This window comes from Isoptericola sp. NPDC060185 (assembly GCF_042728595.1).
In the GTDB taxonomy this organism is placed as follows: domain Bacteria; phylum Actinomycetota; class Actinomycetes; order Actinomycetales; family Cellulomonadaceae; genus Isoptericola.
Window position 1 is genome coordinate 18,232 of record NZ_JBHWYY010000028.1, and the last position, 15,533, is coordinate 33,764.

17 protein-coding genes are annotated in these 15,533 nt (G+C 75.0%); 12 read left to right on the forward strand and 5 right to left on the reverse strand.

From position 1 onward, the window contains the following. The first annotated feature begins 2 nt into the window (after positions 1 to 2). The 4 genes from ACFWDO_RS11255 to ACFWDO_RS11270 all read left to right on the forward strand — a co-directional run bounded on the left by ACFWDO_RS11255 (position 3) and on the right by ACFWDO_RS11270 (position 2,980). A complete protein-coding gene (locus ACFWDO_RS11255; protein WP_380316426.1) occupies positions 3 to 548 on the forward strand; it encodes a hypothetical protein in 546 nt (181 codons plus the stop codon). A 195-nt stretch (positions 549 to 743) separates the two neighbouring features. After that, positions 744 to 1,385, forward strand: a complete 642-nt coding sequence (gene hisH / locus ACFWDO_RS11260) for an imidazole glycerol phosphate synthase subunit HisH (protein ID WP_380316510.1) — start codon at positions 744 to 746, stop codon at positions 1,383 to 1,385. A 78-nt stretch (positions 1,386 to 1,463) separates the two neighbouring features. Then, entirely contained in the window at positions 1,464 to 2,195 is a 732-nt protein-coding gene (gene priA / locus ACFWDO_RS11265) for a bifunctional 1-(5-phosphoribosyl)-5-((5-phosphoribosylamino)methylideneamino)imidazole-4-carboxamide isomerase/phosphoribosylanthranilate isomerase PriA (protein ID WP_380316429.1), read from the forward strand. Beyond that, positions 2,192 to 2,980 (forward strand): SseB family protein, encoded by a 789-nt coding sequence (locus ACFWDO_RS11270; protein WP_380316432.1) that lies wholly within the window; start codon positions 2,192 to 2,194, stop codon positions 2,978 to 2,980. Before priA ends, ACFWDO_RS11270 begins: the two co-directional genes overlap by 4 nt. A gap of 31 nt (positions 2,981 to 3,011) precedes the next feature. Here ACFWDO_RS11270 and ACFWDO_RS11275 read toward each other — a convergent pair whose 3' ends face one another. From ACFWDO_RS11275 to ACFWDO_RS11295, 5 genes are all read right to left on the reverse strand, one after another. Further along, positions 3,012 to 3,893 (reverse strand): S1C family serine protease, encoded by an 882-nt coding sequence (locus ACFWDO_RS11275; protein ID WP_380316435.1) that lies wholly within the window; start codon positions 3,891 to 3,893, stop codon positions 3,012 to 3,014. After that, positions 3,890 to 4,483 carry a hypothetical protein gene (locus ACFWDO_RS11280; protein WP_380316438.1) on the reverse strand — a complete coding sequence of 198 codons (594 nt, stop codon included), beginning with the start codon at positions 4,481 to 4,483 and terminating at the stop codon, positions 3,890 to 3,892. Before ACFWDO_RS11280 ends, ACFWDO_RS11275 begins: the two co-directional genes overlap by 4 nt. Position 4,484: 1 nt before the next feature. Beyond that, on the reverse strand, positions 4,485 to 4,865 hold the full coding sequence (locus ACFWDO_RS11285; protein ID WP_380316441.1) for a DUF1844 domain-containing protein: 381 nt from the start codon (positions 4,863 to 4,865) through the stop codon (positions 4,485 to 4,487). Between the two features lie 137 nt (positions 4,866 to 5,002). Further along, positions 5,003 to 6,463, reverse strand: a complete 1,461-nt coding sequence (locus ACFWDO_RS11290) for a catalase (protein ID WP_380316444.1) — start codon at positions 6,461 to 6,463, stop codon at positions 5,003 to 5,005. Positions 6,464 to 6,495: 32 nt separating this feature from the next. After that, positions 6,496 to 6,966, reverse strand: a complete 471-nt coding sequence (locus ACFWDO_RS11295) for a Fur family transcriptional regulator (RefSeq protein ID WP_380316447.1) — start codon at positions 6,964 to 6,966, stop codon at positions 6,496 to 6,498. 463 nt (positions 6,967 to 7,429) lie between these two features. Here ACFWDO_RS11295 and infC point away from each other — a divergent pair, with 463 nt between their 5' ends. The 8 genes from infC to ACFWDO_RS11335 all read left to right on the forward strand — a co-directional run bounded on the left by infC (position 7,430) and on the right by ACFWDO_RS11335 (position 15,526). After that, positions 7,430 to 8,368, forward strand: coding sequence for a translation initiation factor IF-3 (gene infC / locus ACFWDO_RS11300; protein ID WP_380316513.1), 939 nt, complete (start codon positions 7,430 to 7,432; stop codon positions 8,366 to 8,368). A gap of 101 nt (positions 8,369 to 8,469) precedes the next feature. Then, a complete protein-coding gene (rpmI, locus tag ACFWDO_RS11305; RefSeq protein WP_380316449.1) occupies positions 8,470 to 8,664 on the forward strand; it encodes a 50S ribosomal protein L35 in 195 nt (64 codons plus the stop codon). Between the two features lie 64 nt (positions 8,665 to 8,728). Continuing rightward, entirely contained in the window at positions 8,729 to 9,112 is a 384-nt protein-coding gene (rplT, locus tag ACFWDO_RS11310) for a 50S ribosomal protein L20 (RefSeq protein WP_079576292.1), read from the forward strand. A gap of 56 nt (positions 9,113 to 9,168) precedes the next feature. Further along, the gene (locus ACFWDO_RS11315; RefSeq protein WP_380316453.1) at positions 9,169 to 10,020 is read left to right on the forward strand and encodes a TrmH family RNA methyltransferase; all 852 of its coding nucleotides are present in this window, start codon (positions 9,169 to 9,171) and stop codon (positions 10,018 to 10,020) included. A gap of 41 nt (positions 10,021 to 10,061) precedes the next feature. Further along, positions 10,062 to 10,766: a 2'-5' RNA ligase family protein gene (locus ACFWDO_RS11320; RefSeq protein WP_380316456.1), complete on the forward strand. Its 705-nt coding sequence runs from the start codon at positions 10,062 to 10,064 to the stop codon at positions 10,764 to 10,766. 179 nt (positions 10,767 to 10,945) lie between these two features. Beyond that, on the forward strand, positions 10,946 to 12,034 hold the full coding sequence (pheS, locus tag ACFWDO_RS11325) for a phenylalanine--tRNA ligase subunit alpha (protein WP_380316459.1): 1,089 nt from the start codon (positions 10,946 to 10,948) through the stop codon (positions 12,032 to 12,034). Next, on the forward strand, positions 12,034 to 14,646 hold the full coding sequence (gene pheT / locus ACFWDO_RS11330) for a phenylalanine--tRNA ligase subunit beta (protein WP_380316462.1): 2,613 nt from the start codon (positions 12,034 to 12,036) through the stop codon (positions 14,644 to 14,646). The genes pheS and pheT overlap by 1 nt, the downstream gene beginning before the upstream one ends. Beyond that, positions 14,639 to 15,526, forward strand: coding sequence for an SDR family NAD(P)-dependent oxidoreductase (locus ACFWDO_RS11335; protein ID WP_380316465.1), 888 nt, complete (start codon positions 14,639 to 14,641; stop codon positions 15,524 to 15,526). The genes pheT and ACFWDO_RS11335 overlap by 8 nt, the downstream gene beginning before the upstream one ends. The last annotated feature ends 7 nt before the right edge of the window (positions 15,527 to 15,533 follow it).

Here is a 15,533-nt window from a genome sequence, read left to right on the forward strand (position 1 = left end):
GCATGACCACCGATCCCGACCGGCAGCCTGACCCGCAGCCGGACCTGCCCGACGACCTGCCGGAGGGCTTCGAGGTCCCCGACGACCTGTCGGGCCTCGACGGCACCCGCAAGGACCCCGAGCTGGCGGTCCTCGTCACGCAGATCGCCGGCGCCGATCCCCTGGCGGCGGCCTGTTCGCTCGCCGCGCTCGACGTCGACGCCGTGCCCACGCCCGTGGGCGCGGTCGCCGTGCTGCGCGACACGAGCAACGACGCCCCGGACCACGCGGCCGCGGCCATCTCGAAGCTCGTGGCGGGCGTCCCGCTGGTGCTCGTGACCCGCTGGGGAGAGCAGCTCACCTGCGTGCGCTACGTCGACGGCGAGGCCGAGGGCGAGCTGCCCCCCGGCCTGGTGCTGGGCGGGGCGCCGGAGGCCCTCGAGGACCTCGTCACCGGTCAGCTCACGGTCGCCGACCTGCCGGGCGTCGTGCCGTCGTCGAGCATCGGCCGGTTCAAGGCGATGCGGATGCTCACGGGCGCCGCGCGCAAGGCCCGCAAGAAGCAGTAGGGGAGACGCATGCCGGACACGCCCACCGGGACGCCCAGCACGGCCGACCCGGACAACGGCCGGGACCACGACCGCGAGAAGGTCGCCGCAGCGCAGGAGGCGGCGGGGATCGCGCCGCTGCTGCCGCACGGCGGCGCCGCGGCCGCGCTCAACCCCGCGCCGGCGCCCGCCCGCGCCGACGGGCGGTCCCGCGTCGTGGTGCTCGACTACGGCTTCGGCAACGTCCGCTCGGCCGTGCGCGCCCTCGAGCGGGTGGGGGCCGACGTCGAGCTCACCGCCGACCTGACGCGGGCCGCGGAGGCAGACGGGCTCGTGGTGCCGGGCGTCGGCGCGTTCGCCGCGTGCATGGCCGGCCTGCGCGCCGTCCGCGGCGACCAGGTGATCGACCGCCGCCTCGCGGGCGGACGCCCCGTGCTGGGCATCTGCGTCGGCATGCAGGTCATGTTCGACGCCGGGGTCGAGCACGGCGAGCGCGCCGAGGGCCTGGGCGAGTGGCCCGGCGTCGTCGAGCGCCTCGACGCGCCGGTCGTGCCGCACATGGGCTGGTCGCCGGTCGAGGCGCCCGAGGGCTCGCGCCTGTTCGCCGGGGTGGAGCAGGAGCGGTTCTACTTCGTGCACTCCTACGCCGCGCAGGAGTTCAGCCAGGGGCACGACGGTGACGCCGATCCCCGCTACACGCCGCCCCTGGTCACCTGGGCGCGGCACGGCGCGCCGGGCTCCGAGGCCCGGTTCGTCGCCGCGGTCGAGAGCGGACCGCTCGCCGCCACGCAGTTCCACCCCGAGAAGTCCGGCGACGCCGGCGCGACCCTGCTCGAGAACTGGGTCCGCTCGCTCTGAGCGCCGTCGTCCCGATCATCGCCGCACCCGCCCTGCCGTCCCCGAACCGGCAGTCGTAGAACCTGGAGAGACATCCTCATGACCGACCGCCTCGTGCTGCTGCCCGCCGTCGACGTCGCCGACGGCCAGGCCGTCCGCCTCGTGCAGGGGGAGGCCGGCTCCGAGACGTCCTACGGCGACCCGCTGGCCGCCGCCCGCGACTGGCAGGCGGGCGGCGCCGAGTGGATCCACCTCGTCGACCTCGACGCGGCCTTCGGGCGTGGGTCGAACGCCGAGCTGCTCGCCAGCGTCGTGGCCGAGCTCGACGTCCAGGTCGAGCTGTCGGGCGGCATCCGCGACGACGCATCGCTCGAGCGCGCCCTCGCGACCGGCGCGCGCCGCGTCAACATCGGGACGGCCGCGCTGGAGGACCCGCAGTGGACCGCGCGCGTCATCGCCGAGCACGGCGACGCCGTCGCGGTGGGCCTCGACGTGCGCGGCACCACGCTCGCCGCGCGCGGCTGGACGCAGGAGGGCGGCGACCTGTGGGAGGTGCTCGCCCGCCTGGACGACGCCGGCTGCTCCCGGTACGTCGTCACGGACGTCACCAAGGACGGCACGCTGCGCGGCCCGAACGTCGACCTGCTGCGCGAGGTCGCGTCGCGCACGCCCGCCAAGGTGGTTGCGTCGGGTGGGATCTCGTCCCTGGCCGACTTGGAGGCGCTGCGCGCCCTGGTGCCGGACGGCGTCGAGGGCGCCGTGGTGGGCAAGGCCCTGTACGCCGGGGCGTTCACGCTGCCCGAGGCGCTCGACGTGGCGGGCCGGCCGTGACAGCCGAGGACGGCCGGGCCCTGCCGGGCCACCTGAGGTCGATCCAGCCGACGTCGCAGTTCGCGGGCGACGACGGGTCGGCCGACCCGGAGCTCGCCGCCCTGCTGCACGCGCACGCCGACGGCGCCGGGTCGCTGCAGGACGTCGTCCGCCGCCTCGCCGCGACCCGCGTGCTGGTGCCCGTGCTGGCGGAGCTCGCCGTGGCGGACGTCGTGGAGCACGAGGGCCCCGCCGGGACGCAGGAGCTGCACGTCGACAAGGAGGCGGCCGCCGGCGTCGTGGCGATCGAGGCGCCCGACGGCCGCCGCGCCCTGCCCGTTTTCACGTCGGTCGACGCGATGCGCGCCTGGCGCGCCGACGCGCGACCCGTGCCCGTGGAGGCGCCCCGCGCCGCGCTGTCGGCGGTCAGCGAGGACTGGTCGCTGCTGGTGGTGGACCCCGCCGGCCCGGCGACCGCCCTCGTGCCGCGCCCCGCGGTGTGGGCGCTCGCGCAGGGCCACGAGTGGCGGCCCGCGCTCGTCGAGGGCGCGGACGGCGCGCTCGTGGTCGACGCCGACGTGGCGACCGCCGTCGCGGACGCCGCGGCACCCGTGCAGCACGTCGTGCGCGCGCACGCCGAGCGGGGCCGGAGCGCGGAGGTCGCCGTCGTCCTGGCGCTCGACCCCGGCCTGGACCGGGCGGGCCTGGACCGCGTGCTCGCGCAGGTGAACGCGCGGCTCGGCGCCTCGTCCGTGATCTCCTCGCGCGTCGACTCCCTCGAGCTGCGGGTGGGCGCCGCCCGCTGACCGTGGTGGTCGTGATCGTCGGCCCGGCGGCCTACGGCTCGTCGGTCGCGGCGCCGGAGGCGCGGTCCGCCGGGTCGTTCGTCGGCGTGGCGGACGGCGTGCCCGAGGCGGCGTCGGTGGGCTCGTCGGTGGTTTCGTCGGTCGGCTCGGCGCAGGGCGGCAGGGCTCGGAAGCCGTCGGCGTCGTCCAGCACGCGTTCGAGGGTCGAGACGGGGACCAGCAGCGAGCGGTCGTCGGAGGTCTTCGCGTACACGACGCCGATCACGCGGCCGTCGGAGTCGAGGGCGGCGGACCCGGACGAGCCGGGCTCGACGGTCGCGTCCGTGAGCAGCACCTCGCCCAGGTTCTCGTGCAGCGGGTCCGTGGTACGCCCGATGACCTCGCCGGCCGTGATGGTCAGGCGCCCGCCCTCGGGGTAGCCGACCACGGTCACCGCGTCGCCCGGCTCGGGGTCGGCGGCGGCGAGGGTCGGGTGGCTCGGCAAGGGGTCGGCGGTGCGCACGAGGGCGAGGTCGGCCAGCGACGCGCTCCCGGCGGCCGCCACCTCGAGGTCGCGGCCGTCGTAGGTGCTGACCTCCAGGGTCTCGGAGTCGGCCACCACGTGGCGGTTGGTGATCAGCGTGTGCTCGTCGACCGCGAAGCCGGACCCCGTCGACAGCCCGCTGCAACCGACGTTGCGGATCCGCACGGCCATGCGCTGCACGGCGTCGAAGCCGTCGGGGGAGAGGCCCTCGGCGCCGCTCGGGTCGAGGGACGGGGCCGCGCTGTGCGCCACAGCGGTCGGCACCACGTCGCCCGGCACCGGCCCCGGCAGCGACGGGAGCACCCCGCAACCGGCGAGGGTCGCGGTGACGAGGAGGGCGGGCCCGGCGCGCAGGGCCCGAGCCGTCCCGCGGCGGGGCGCAGGGGTCACCGGTCCAGCTCCCGCTGCAGCTGGTCGCCCGCCTTCGAGGCCTGCGTGCACAGGGTGCCGACGTCGGACGCGAACCGGTCGAGGTCTTTCGCGTCGTACGCGTCGGGGTCCTCCAGCGAGGAGATGAGCTGGGACTGCGCGTCGACGCACTCGCCGAGTGCCGTCGTCACGACGCCTGCGGCCTCGCTCACCCGCTGCTGGTAGTCCACGTACTGCTGCGACGCCACGTTCTCGTCGCCGAGCTGCGCCTTCTCGTTGGCGAGGTCCGTGATGCGCTCCGTCGCGGTGGCGAGCTGTTCGCGCGCGGCCACGAGCTCCGCGTCGGTGGCGCTGAGCTCGGCGTCGAGCGCCGCGACCCGGTCGGCGTACCCGCGGGCCTCGCGCTCCCAGGTGTCGCTGTGCTCCTGCCAGCGCGTCGTCGTGACCCACAGGTACGCACCGACGCCGAGCGCGGCCGCCAGGAGCACGGCCAGCACCACCACCGTCCTGCGGTGGTCATGGCGCCGCGCCGGCGCGGCGCCGGCCGGCGTCGCCGGGTCCGGGGTCGGCTCCGGCGAGGGCGGCGGCGGCCAGGCGGACGGTGCGGACATGTCAGACGACGGAGCCCGTGTACTTCTCGCCGGGGCCCTCGCCCGGGGCGTCCGGCACGACCGACGCCTCGCGGAACGCGAGCTGCAGCGACTTGAGCCCGTCCCGCAGGGAACGGGCGTGCTGGTTGCCGATGTCGGGGGCGCTGGCGGTGACGAGCGCGGCGAGCGCGGTGATCAGCTTGCGGGCCTCGTCGAGGTCGAGGTGGCCCTGGGCGTCGGCGTCCTCCGCCAGGCCGCACTTGACGGCGGCGGCGCTCATGAGGTGCACCGCTGCTGCGGTGATGACCTCGACGGCCGCGACGTCGGCGATGTCGCGGGTCGCGGAGTCCTCGGGGCTCGTCGTGGCGTCGGGGGAGGGGTTCGCGTCGGGCGTGGTGCTCATGAGGACCATCTTCGCATCGGGTCGGATCGGGTCGGATCGGGTCGGGCCCGGTCGGGCCGGAGACGTCGCCCGGCGCGAGGGCCGAGGCCGGGCCCCCGGCGGGGACCCGGCCTCGGCGTGCCGCGGGGCGCGGGCGGTCAGCCCGCCGCGACCTCGGAGCGCAGCTTGGCGCCGAGCTCGGCGTCGACGTTCGTCCAGTACTGGAAGAAGCGCTCGCGGATGTCGTCGATCGTGATCGACTTCCCCTGGCCGGCGAGGGTCTCGAGGAAGCGGGCCTTGGCGGCGTCGTCGAAGACCTCGCGGTACAGGGTGCCCGCCTGGCCGAAGTCGTCGTCCTCGGAGTGCAGGGTCTGCGCGGAGCGCAGCAGCGCGCCGTCCGTCTCCCAGGCCGCCTCGACGCCGCGAGCAGGGTCGGCCACGGGGCCGCCCTCGGCGCCGAACGAGTTCGGCGTGTACACGCGGTGCTCCGGGCCGTTGAAGTGGTATTGCATGTTGCCCTGGTGCATGTAGTTCGCGACGGGGGCGGCGTGCGGCTGGTTGACCGGCAGCTGGTTGTAGTTCGTGCCGATGCGGTGCCGCTGGGCGTCCGGGTAGGCGAAGACGCGTGCCATGAGCATCTTGTCGGGCGAGATGCCGGTGCCCGGCACCTGGTTGCCCGGCGAGAACGCGGCCTGCTCGATCTCCGCGAAGAAGTTCTTCGGGTTCCGGTTCAGCGTGAAGGTGCCGACCTTGATGCGCGGGTAGTCCTTCTTCGACCACGTCTTCGTCATGTCGAACGGGTTGAAGCGGTACGTCTTGGCGTCCTCGTACGGCATGACCTGCACGTAGACGTCCCACGAGGGGAAGTCGCCGCGGTCGATGGCCTCGTAGAGGTCGCGGCGGTAGTAGTCCGCGTCCTCACCGGCGATGCGCTCGGCCTCCTCGGCCGACATGTGCTCCACGCCCTGCTGGGACAGGAAGTGGTACTGCACCCAGAAGCGCTCGCCATCGGCGTTGATCCACTGGTAGGTGTGCGAGCCGTAGCCGTTGAGGTGGCGCCACGACTTCGACAGGCCGCGGTCACCCATGACGTACGTGACCTGGTGGGCCGACTCCGGGGACAGGGTCCAGAAGTCCCACTGCATGTCCGCGTCGCGCAGGCCGGAGGCGCCGAGGCGCTTCTGCGAGTGGATGAAGTCCGGGAACTTCATCGCGTCGCGCAGGAAGAAGGTCGGCGTGTTGTTGCCCACGATGTCGAGGTTGCCCTCGGTGGTGTAGAAGCGCAGCGAGAAGCCGCGCACGTCGCGCCAGGTGTCGGGGGAGCCCTGCTCGCCCGCGACGGAGGAGAAGCGCAGGAGGGTCTCGCTCGTCGCCCCCTTCTGGAAGACGGCCGCGCGGGTGTAGTGCGACACGTCCTCGGTGACGACGAGCTCCCCGAAGGCGCCGCCGCCCTTGGCGTGCGGGTTGCGCTCCGGCACGCGCTCGCGGTTGAAGGAGGCGAGCTTCTCGACCAGGTAGCGGTCGTGCAGGACGGTGGGCCCGTCCGCACCCACGGTCAGCGAGTGCGCGTCGCTCGCGACCGGGGTTCCGGTCTGCGTCGTCGTGAACGGCGTCGTCATGTGATGACGTCCTCTCTGGAGGGGGTTCCGGTTCAGATGGTCGTGCCGGTGACGCCGGCTGCCGGGACGGGGTCGGCAGCGGGGTCGTCGGCACAGGCGGGGCACAGGCCCCAGAAGGTGACCTCGGCGAGGTCGACGGCGAAGCCGTGGGACGCGCTCGGCGTCAGGCAGGGCGCATGCCCCACCGTGCAGTCGACGTCGGCGACGGCGCCGCAGGAGCGGCACACCACGTGGTGGTGGTTGTCGCCGGTGCGCCGCTCGTACCGCGCGGGATGGCCGGCCGGCTCCATGCGACGCAGGAGGCCGGCCGACGTAAGCGCGTGCAGGCAGTCGTAGACGGCCTGCACCGATACCGAGCCGAGGTCGGCGCGCACCGCGCGCACGACGTCGTCCGCGGTGGCGTGCTGGTGCCCGGAGAGCGCGCGCAGGACGGCGAGCCGCGAGCCGGTGACGCGCAGGCCGCGTTCCCGGAGCAGCGCGTCGTCCGTCCTTGCCGTGGTCATGGCGGCGACCCTGCCACACTTTCTGGAACGATTCCAGTAAAGTCCGCGGGGTGGCGTCGGGGGTGCGCGGGGGAGCCACACATCACAGCGGGACCGGCCGGAGGGCACGCCTGCTGGAGCCGATCTCGTGCTAGTCTCGATGGCTGACCGACCTGTATCCGTGCGCACGGAGCTCCGAGCGAGCCGCCGTCGCCGGGTCCGGGTGCATCAAGTGGATCCCATCCCACCCGAGCACCGACCGAGCGCCACGGCGCCGACAGGAGCCGGGTCTCGGTCGGACGCTCCTGTGGGCGTCCGCCTCGGTCGTCGGAGCGCTCGCGCGCCGGCGTCGGTAGATGGCCTCCACCTGTGCTCAGGTCGGGGGCCTTTCCCGTCCCTGACGGTCTACCGACGAGTTCCTAGGAGCATCACCATCAGCGAGCCTCGCATCAACGATCGGATCCGCGTCCCCGAGGTCCGACTCATCGGCCCGGGCGGGGAGCAGGTCGGCGTGGTCGCCACGGGAGTCGCCCTGAAGCTTGCCCAGGACGCCGACCTCGACCTCGTCGAGGTGGCCCCGGACGCCCGTCCGCCCGTCGCCAAGCTCATGGACTTCGGCAAGTTCAAGTACGAGTCGGACATGAAGGCGCGCGAGGCGCGGCGCAACCAGGCGAACACGGTCCTCAAGGAGATCCGGTTCCGCCTGAAGATCGACCCGCACGACTACGGCACCAAGAAGGGCCACGTCGTCCGCTTCCTCGAGGCGGGGGACAAGGTCAAGGTCATGATCATGTTCCGCGGTCGCGAGCAGTCGCGCCCGGAGATGGGCGTGCGCCTGCTGCAGCGGCTCGCGGACGAGGTCTCGGACCTCGGCTTCGTCGAGTCGATGCCGAAGCAGGACGGCCGCAACATGACCATGGTGCTCGGCCCGGTGAAGAAGAAGGCCGACGCCAAGGTCGAGCAGCGCAAGCGGTCCAGCGAGATCAACGCGCAGCGCAAGACCAAGTCGGAGGTCAAGGCCGAGGCGCGTGCGCGCGCCGAGGGCGACACCACGCCGGCCGCCGCCGAGCCCGCCGTCGACGAGGCCCCCGAGGCCCCCGCCGTCGAGCAGGCCCCCGCCGTCGAGCAGGCCCCGGTCGCCGAGCAGGCGCCCGAGCCGCGCCCGGCAGCCGAGAAGAAGGCGCCCGCGCCGGCCAAGTCCGCCACCGCTCCGGCGAAGGCCGCCCCCGCGAAGGCTGCTCCGGCGAAGGCTGCGGAGGCTCCCGCGAAGGCGGCGGCTCCGGCCAAGCCCGCGGCGGCGCCGAAGCCCGCGACGCCGGCCAAGCCGGCCGCAGCCGCGACGCCCAAGCCCGCGACGCCGAAGCCCGGCACCCCGCGGCCGCCGGCCCCGCGGCCGAAGCCGACCCCCCGCACGGGGCGCTGAGGCCTCATACCGACCATCTGGCACCGGGCCGCTCGCCGGCCCCGGTCCGCACCACGTCCCCGCCAACCGGCGGGTGACCGACACGAGGAGAGACGGCAGTCATGCCGAAGAACAAGACGCACTCCGGCGCCAAGAAGCGCTTCCGGGTCACCGGCAGCGGCAAGGTCATGCGCGAGCAGGCCAACCGCCGCCACCTGTTCGAGCACAAGCCGACCACCCGCACTCGCCGCCTCGCGATGGACCAGCAGGTCTCGCAGGCCGACGTCAAGAAGATCAAGAAGCTGCTCGGCAAGTGACCCTCACGGCGGCCGTCGAGGCCGCCGGGATCGCTTCCGGACCCGACACTGCAAGGAGCATCACGTGGCACGCGTGAAGCGGGCGGTCAACGCCCACAAGAAGCGCCGTACGACCCTCGAGCGCGCCAGCGGCTACCGCGGCCAGCGTTCGCGCCTGTACCGGAAGGCGAAGGAGCAGGTCACCCACTCCCTCGTCTACTCGTACCGCGACCGCAAGGCGAAGAAGGGCGACTTCCGCAAGCTGTGGATCCAGCGCATCAACGCTGCGTCCCGCGCGCAGGGGCTGACCTACAACCGCCTCATCCAGGGCCTCAAGGCCGCTGGCGTCGAGGTCGACCGCCGCATGCTCGCCGAGCTCGCGGTCAACGACGTGGCGGCGTTCAACGCGCTCGTCCAGGTCGCCAAGGACGCGCTGCCGGCCGACGTCAACGCGCCCAAGGCCGCCTGAGCCACCCGCTCAGCACCCCAGGACGCCCGGACACCCCTGATCTGTCGATGCCGCGCATGTTCTCAGGCATCCCCGACGTGACGCTCGCCAACCCGCGGGCGGACCGGGTCAAGCAGGTCAGGGCGCTGTCCGGGCGTCCTGCGCGTTCCCGGCACGGGCAGTTCCTCGTCGAGGGCCCGCAGGGCGTGCGCGAGGCCGTGCGCCACGCGCCCGACGACGTCCGGGACGTCTACCTCACCCCCGCCGCGGCCGATCGCTACGACGAGATCGTGGCGGCGGCCGACGGCGCCGGCCTGCGCCTGCACGTGGGCACGCCCGAGGTGCTCGAGGCGATGAGCCCCGACGCCCAGGGCGTGCTCGCCGTCGTGCGGCAGCGCGCCCTCGCGCTCGACGACACCCTGCGTGGGATCGACGCGCGACCCCTGCTGGTCGCGGTGCTCGCGAACGTCCGCGACCCCGGGAACGCCGGCACCGTGATCCGCGCGGCGGACGCCGCGGGCGCGGACCTCGTGGTCCTCGCCGGCGAGAGCGTCGACGTGCACAACCCCAAGGTGGTCCGCTCCACGGCGGGATCCCTCTTCCACGTGCCGGTCGTGACCGGCGTGCCCCTGGCCGACGTCGTCGCCGCGGTGCACGACGCGGGCTGCGTCGTCCTCGCCGCCGACGGCACCGGCGAGCACGATCTCGACGACCTGCTCGACGTGGCCGGCGCCGCCCCGGCCGGGCGGCCCGATCTCGCCGGCTCGACCGCCTGGGTCTTCGGCAACGAGGCGTGGGGCCTGCCCGAGGCCGACCGCGCCCTCGCGGACGCCGTCGTGCGCGTGCCCATCCGCGGCCGCGCCGAGTCGCTCAACCTCGCGACCGCCGCCACGGTGTGCCTGTACGCCAGCGGGCGCGCGCAACGCTGACGGCACGTTCGGTGCCTGTGCGGACGTGGCACGATGCGGGGATGCGCCTGTTCACGGCCGTGTACCCGTCGGCGTCCGCCGGGAACCACCTCGAGCTCGCCCTCGCGGGGGTGGGCGGCGGCGCACGGTCCGACCCGGGCCGCGGGCTGCGATGGGTGCCGCCCGAGCAACGACACGTGACGCTCGTCTTCCACGGCGAGGTGCCCGACGGCGCCGTGCCCGACTACGTGGAGGCGCTGCGGCTCGCGCTCGCCGACGTTCCGTCGTTCGAGCTGGCTCTGGCGGGGAGCGGGTCGTTCGGCGGCCGGACGCTCTGGGTGGGGGTCGCCGGGGCGGTCGACGACCTGCGCCGCGCGGCCGGGCTCGCGCAGGATGCCGCCGTGGGCGCGGCGGGCCTGCCCGCCTCGGACCGCGCCTCGGGGCGCCCACACCTCACCGTCGCGCGCGCCACCCTCCGGGCGGAGGGCGGCCGGGGCGTCGCCGGCGTGCGCGGGGGCTCCCGCCGTCCGCGCGGCCGAGAGGCGGAGGGGTCGCCGCTGGTGCCGTGGGCGCAGGCCCTCGCCGTCTACCGCGGTCCCGCCTGGGACGTGGGCACCGTGCGCGTGGTCGCGTCCCGGCTCGGGGAGGGTCGCTCCGGCGGTCCGCTGCACGAGGACGTCGCCGTCGTCCCTCTGGCGGGCCGCGACGGCCTGGCGGGCCAGGACGATCTCGCGGACCGCGACGGCGCCGGGCCGCCCGTGCCATGATGGGAGGCGTGACACGCCGCGACCGCCGATTTACCGGGCCCGCCACGGGCCCGACCTCGGCTGCGCCCGCGCGCTGAGCGCGCGCGGCACCGCGGACGCCGACCTGACCGGCCCTGGCGGGCACATAAACTGACCCCGCCGCCACACCCCTTCGCAGGGACCCTCTCAGGAAGGCACGCATGTCCACGCCCGCACCCACCCCAGACCTCGGCGCAGACTCGTCCGGCCCCGACCCGCTCGACGTCCCGGCCCTCGACGCCGCGGTCGACGACGCCCTCGCCGCGATCGCCGCGGCCGGCGACCTCGACGAGCTCAAGGCCGTCCGCAGCGCCCACACCGGGGACAAGAGCCCGCTCGCCCTGGCGAACCGCGCCATCGGCGCCCTGCCCGGCTCCGACAAGTCCGCCGCCGGCAAGAACGTCGGCCCGCGCCGCGGCCGCGTGAACCAGGCGATCGCCGCGCGCCAGGCCGAGCTCGAGGCCGAGCGGGACGAGCGCGTCCTCGTCGACGAGGCCGTCGACGTCACGCTGCCGACCGACCGCCGACCGCTCGGGGCGCGGCACCCGATCGAGCTGGTCCAGGAGCGCGTCGCCGACTTCTTCGTCGGCATGGGCTGGGAGATCGCCGACGGCCCCGAGGTCGAGGCGGAGTGGTTCAACTTCGACGCCCTGAACTTCGACCCGGACCACCCGGCCCGGCAGATGCAGGACACGTTCTACGTGTCCGGCGAGGGGGACAAGCCGTCCAACCTCGTGCTGCGCACCCACACGTCGCCCGTGCAGTCGCGCTCGCTGCTGTCGCGCGGCGTGCCGCTGTACGTCGCGTGCCCGGGCAAGGTGTTCCGCACCGACGCGCTGGACGCCACGCACACCCCCGTCTTCCACCAGGTCGAGGGCCTGGCGGTCGACAAGGGCCTGACGATGGCGAACCTGGTCGGCACGCTCGACGCGTTCGCGCGGGCGATGTTCGGCCCGGAGGCGCGCACGCGGCTGCGTCCGAGCTTCTTCCCCTTCACCGAGCCCAGCGCCGAGATGGACCTGTGGTTCCCGCAGAAGAAGGGCGGGGCCGGCTGGATCGAGTGGGGCGGCTGCGGCATGGTCAACCCGAACGTGCTGCGCGCGGCCGGGATCGACCCCGAGGAGTACCAGGGCTTCGCCTTCGGGATGGGCATCGAGCGCACGCTCATGCTGCGCCACACGATCGCGGACATGCACGACATCGTGGAGGGCGACGTGCGCTTCTCCACCCAGTTCGGGACGGAGATCTGATGCCTCGCATCGTCACTGACTGGCTCGGCGACCACGTCGAGCTGCCGGCGGACCTCACCGCGGAGCAGCTCGCGGCGGCGCTGGTGAAGGTCGGCCTGGAGGAGGAGGAGATCCACCCCGCCGCCGTCACCGGCCCGCTCGTCGTGGGCCGCGTGCTCGCGCAGACGCCCGAGCCGCAGAAGAACGGCAAGACGATCAACTGGTGCCTGGTCGACGTCGGCCCGGAGCACAACGCCACGCACATCAAGGGCGTCGACGACGCCGACGTCCCCGTGGGCGGCGCGCGCGGAATCATCTGCGGCGCGCACAACTTCGGCGTGGGCGACCTCGTCGTCGTGTCGCTGCCCGGCACGGTGCTGCCCGGCGGGTTCGCGATCGCGGCGCGCAAGACCTACGGCCACGTCTCCGACGGCATGATCTGCTCGGTGCGCGAGCTCGGCATCGGCGAGGACCACGACGGCATCCTCGTGCTGACCCGCGCCGGCTTCGACGCCGCGGACCTCACCCCGGGCCAGGACGCGATCGCGCTGCTGGGCCTCGGCGACGAGGTGCTCGAGATCAACGTGACCCCGGACCGCGGGTACGCATTCAGCTACCGGGGCGTGGCGCGCGAGTACTCCCACTCCACGGGCGCGCGGTTCACGGACCACGGGCTCGCGGCGAACCTCACCACGCCCCCGCCCGCCGCCACGGCCGACGGCTTCGCGGTCGAGGTCGAGGACGCGGCGCCGATCCACGGCCAGGTCGGCTGCGACCGGTTCGTCACCCGCGTCGTGCGGGGCATCGACCCCGCCGCGCCGACGCCGGACTGGATGAAGCGGCGCCTGGAGGGCTCGGGCATGCGCTCGATCTCCCTGGCCGTCGACGTCACCAACTACGTGATGCTCGACCTGGGTCAGCCGTTGCACGCCTACGACCTGGGCTCGGTGGCCGCGCCGATCGTCGTGCGCCGGGCGGCGCCCGGCGAGCGTCTCACGACGCTCGACGACGTCGACCGCGCGCTGGACGCCGAGGACCTGCTGATCACCGACTCGCCCGCGGGCGAGCGGGGCGCGCGCGTGCTCGGCCTGGCCGGCGTCATGGGCGGGGCGTCGTCCGAGGTGGGCGAGGCCACGACCGACGTGCTCGTCGAGGCCGCGCACTTCGACCCGATCACCGTGGCCCGCACCGCGCGCCGGCACCGGCTGCCGTCCGAGGCCGCCAAGCGGTTCGAGCGCGGCGTGGACCCGCTGCTGCCCGCCGTCGCGGCGCAGCGCGTGGTCGACCTGCTCGTGGAGCTGGGCGGCGGCACCGCCGACCCGGCCGTGAGCGACCTGGACACGACGACGGCGCCCAAGCCCGTGCGTCTCGACGTCACCCTGCCCACACGGCTGTCGGGCGTCGCGTACGACCGGGCACAGGTGGTGGGCATCCTCGAGCAGATCGGCTGCACGGTCACCGACGCGGTGGCGGGCGCCGCCGTGGACGCGGTGCGCGTGACGCCCCCGTCGTGGCGCCCCGACCTCACCGAGCCGGCGGCGCTGGTCGAGGAGGTCGTGCGCATCGCGGGCTACGACCAGATCCCGTCCGTGCTCCCCGCCGCGCCCGGCGGCCGCGGCCTCACCACCGAGCAGCGCGCGCGCCGCTCGGTGGCGCGCGCCCTCGCGGAGGCGGGGCTCGTGGAGGTGCTGTCCTACCCGTTCGTCGGGCAGGCGGACCTGGACGCGCTCGGCCTGCCCGCCGACGACGTCCGCCGCGAGACCCTGCGGCTGGCCAACCCGCTGGCCGACGACCGTCCGTCGCTGCGCGCCGACCTGCTCTCGACGCTGCTCGAGACGGCGCGCCGGAACGTCTCGCGCGGGCTGCCCGACGTCGCGGTGTTCGAGATCGGTCTGGTCACGCGGCCGGTGCCGGGCACGCCCGCGCCGCCGCAGCTGCCCGTCGGCGTCCGCCCGTCCGACGAGGACCTCGCGGCGCTGGTCTCCGCGGTGCCCCCGCAGCCGCGGCACGTCGCCGGCGTCCTCACGGGCAGGGCACGCCCGGCCGGCTGGTGGGGCGACGGCCGCGCGGCCGACTGGACGGACGCGCTCGCCGCCGCCCGCCTGGTGGCCGAGCGGACCGGGGCCGAGGTCACGGTCGTGGCCGACACGGGCACGATGCCGTGGCACCCCGGGCGCTGCGCGGCGCTCACCCTCGCCGACGGCACCGTCGTCGGGCACGCGGGCGAACTGCACCCGAAGGTCGTCGAGGCGCTCGCCCTGCCCGCCCGGGCGGCGGCGTTCGAGCTCGACCTCGGCGCGCTGATCGCCGCGGGCGGCGAGGAGCCCGTCGCGGCGTCGCCCGTGTCGGCGTTCCCGGCCGCCAAGGAGGACTTCGCATTCGTCGTCGACGCCGCGGTGCCCGCGGCGGACGTGCACGCCGCCGTCGTGGCGGGGGCCGGCACGCTGCTGGAGGACGCGCGCCTGTTCGACGTCTTCACCGGCGAGCAGGTGGGCGAGGGCAAGAAGTCCCTGGCCTACTCGGTGCGGCTGCGTGCCGCCGACCGCACCCTCACCGCGGACGACGTGCGCGCCGTCCGCGAGGGCGTCGTCGCGGCGGCCGCCGAGCGCGTGGGGGCCGTGCTGCGTGGCTGACCTCGCTGCAGGGTCCGGGCCGCGGGAGGCCGTCGCCACGACGGTCCCCGCGGCCCGGACGGCGCTCGTCACCGGCGCGAGCCGGGGGATCGGCCGCGCCGTCGCGCTCGGGCTCGCGGCGGCGGGCCTCGACGTGGCGCTCGTCGCGCGCGACCCCGGCCGCCTCGCCGAGGTGGCGCGCGAGGTCCGCGGCCTCGGCCGGGTCGCCCTCGAGCTCCCCGCCGACGTGACCGACGCCGCCGCGGTGGCGGCCGCCGTGCGGTCCGCCGAGGCGGCCTCGGCCGACGGCGGGCTCGGATCGGTGGACCTGCTCGTGAACAACGCGGGCCGCATCGACGCCGAGGTGCCGCTGTGGGAGGCCGACCCGGACGAGTGGTGGGCGGTGCTCGAGACCAACGTGCGCGGGCCGTTCCTGCTGGCCCGGCACGCGGTGCCGGGGATGCTGGCGCGCGGTGGCGGCCGCGTCGTCGACCTCAACAGCGGCGCGGGCTCGCACGACAACGCCGTCGCGACCGCCTACAACGCCAGCAAGACGGCGCTGATGCGCCTCGGCGCGGGCCTGCACGACGCCGGCCACGCCCGCGGGCTGCGGGTCCTGGAGGTCGCGCCCGGCGTGGTGCGCACGGACATGACGGGCGCGATGCGCGCCCACGTGGGGCGGACGGAGTGGACGCCCGTCGAGCGCACCGTGGACCTCGTGACGGCGTTCGCGCGAGGCGACCTGGACGCCTGCTCCGGCTGGTTCGTCCGCGCCTCGCACGACACCCCGGACTCGCTGCGGCGGCTCGCGGACGACGCGACGGCGCCGGCCGCGCGCCGGCTGCGGGTGCAGCCGGCGGCGGACGAAGACCCGCTCGGCCCGGCGCTCACCGGACGGTGAGCCCAGG

Excerpts from the sequence above, each read along its gene's own strand:
- priA (WP_380316429.1), top strand. The coding sequence starts at position 1,464 with ATGACCGACCGCCTCGTGCTGCTGCCCGCCGTCGACGTCGCCGACGGC.
- ACFWDO_RS11295 (WP_380316447.1), bottom strand. The coding sequence starts at position 6,966 with ATGACCACGGCAAGGACGGACGACGCGCTGCTCCGGGAACGCGGCCTG.
- ACFWDO_RS11285 (WP_380316441.1), bottom strand. The coding sequence starts at position 4,865 with ATGAGCACCACGCCCGACGCGAACCCCTCCCCCGACGCCACGACGAGC.
- ACFWDO_RS11320 (WP_380316456.1), top strand. The coding sequence starts at position 10,062 with ATGCGCCTGTTCACGGCCGTGTACCCGTCGGCGTCCGCCGGGAACCAC.
- ACFWDO_RS11280 (WP_380316438.1), bottom strand. The coding sequence starts at position 4,483 with ATGTCCGCACCGTCCGCCTGGCCGCCGCCGCCCTCGCCGGAGCCGACC.
- pheS (WP_380316459.1), top strand. The coding sequence starts at position 10,946 with ATGTCCACGCCCGCACCCACCCCAGACCTCGGCGCAGACTCGTCCGGC.
- rpmI (WP_380316449.1), top strand. The coding sequence starts at position 8,470 with ATGCCGAAGAACAAGACGCACTCCGGCGCCAAGAAGCGCTTCCGGGTC.
- ACFWDO_RS11255 (WP_380316426.1), top strand. The coding sequence starts at position 3 with ATGACCACCGATCCCGACCGGCAGCCTGACCCGCAGCCGGACCTGCCC.
- ACFWDO_RS11290 (WP_380316444.1), bottom strand. The coding sequence starts at position 6,463 with ATGACGACGCCGTTCACGACGACGCAGACCGGAACCCCGGTCGCGAGC.
- ACFWDO_RS11315 (WP_380316453.1), top strand. The coding sequence starts at position 9,169 with ATGTTCTCAGGCATCCCCGACGTGACGCTCGCCAACCCGCGGGCGGAC.
- pheT (WP_380316462.1), top strand. The coding sequence starts at position 12,034 with ATGCCTCGCATCGTCACTGACTGGCTCGGCGACCACGTCGAGCTGCCG.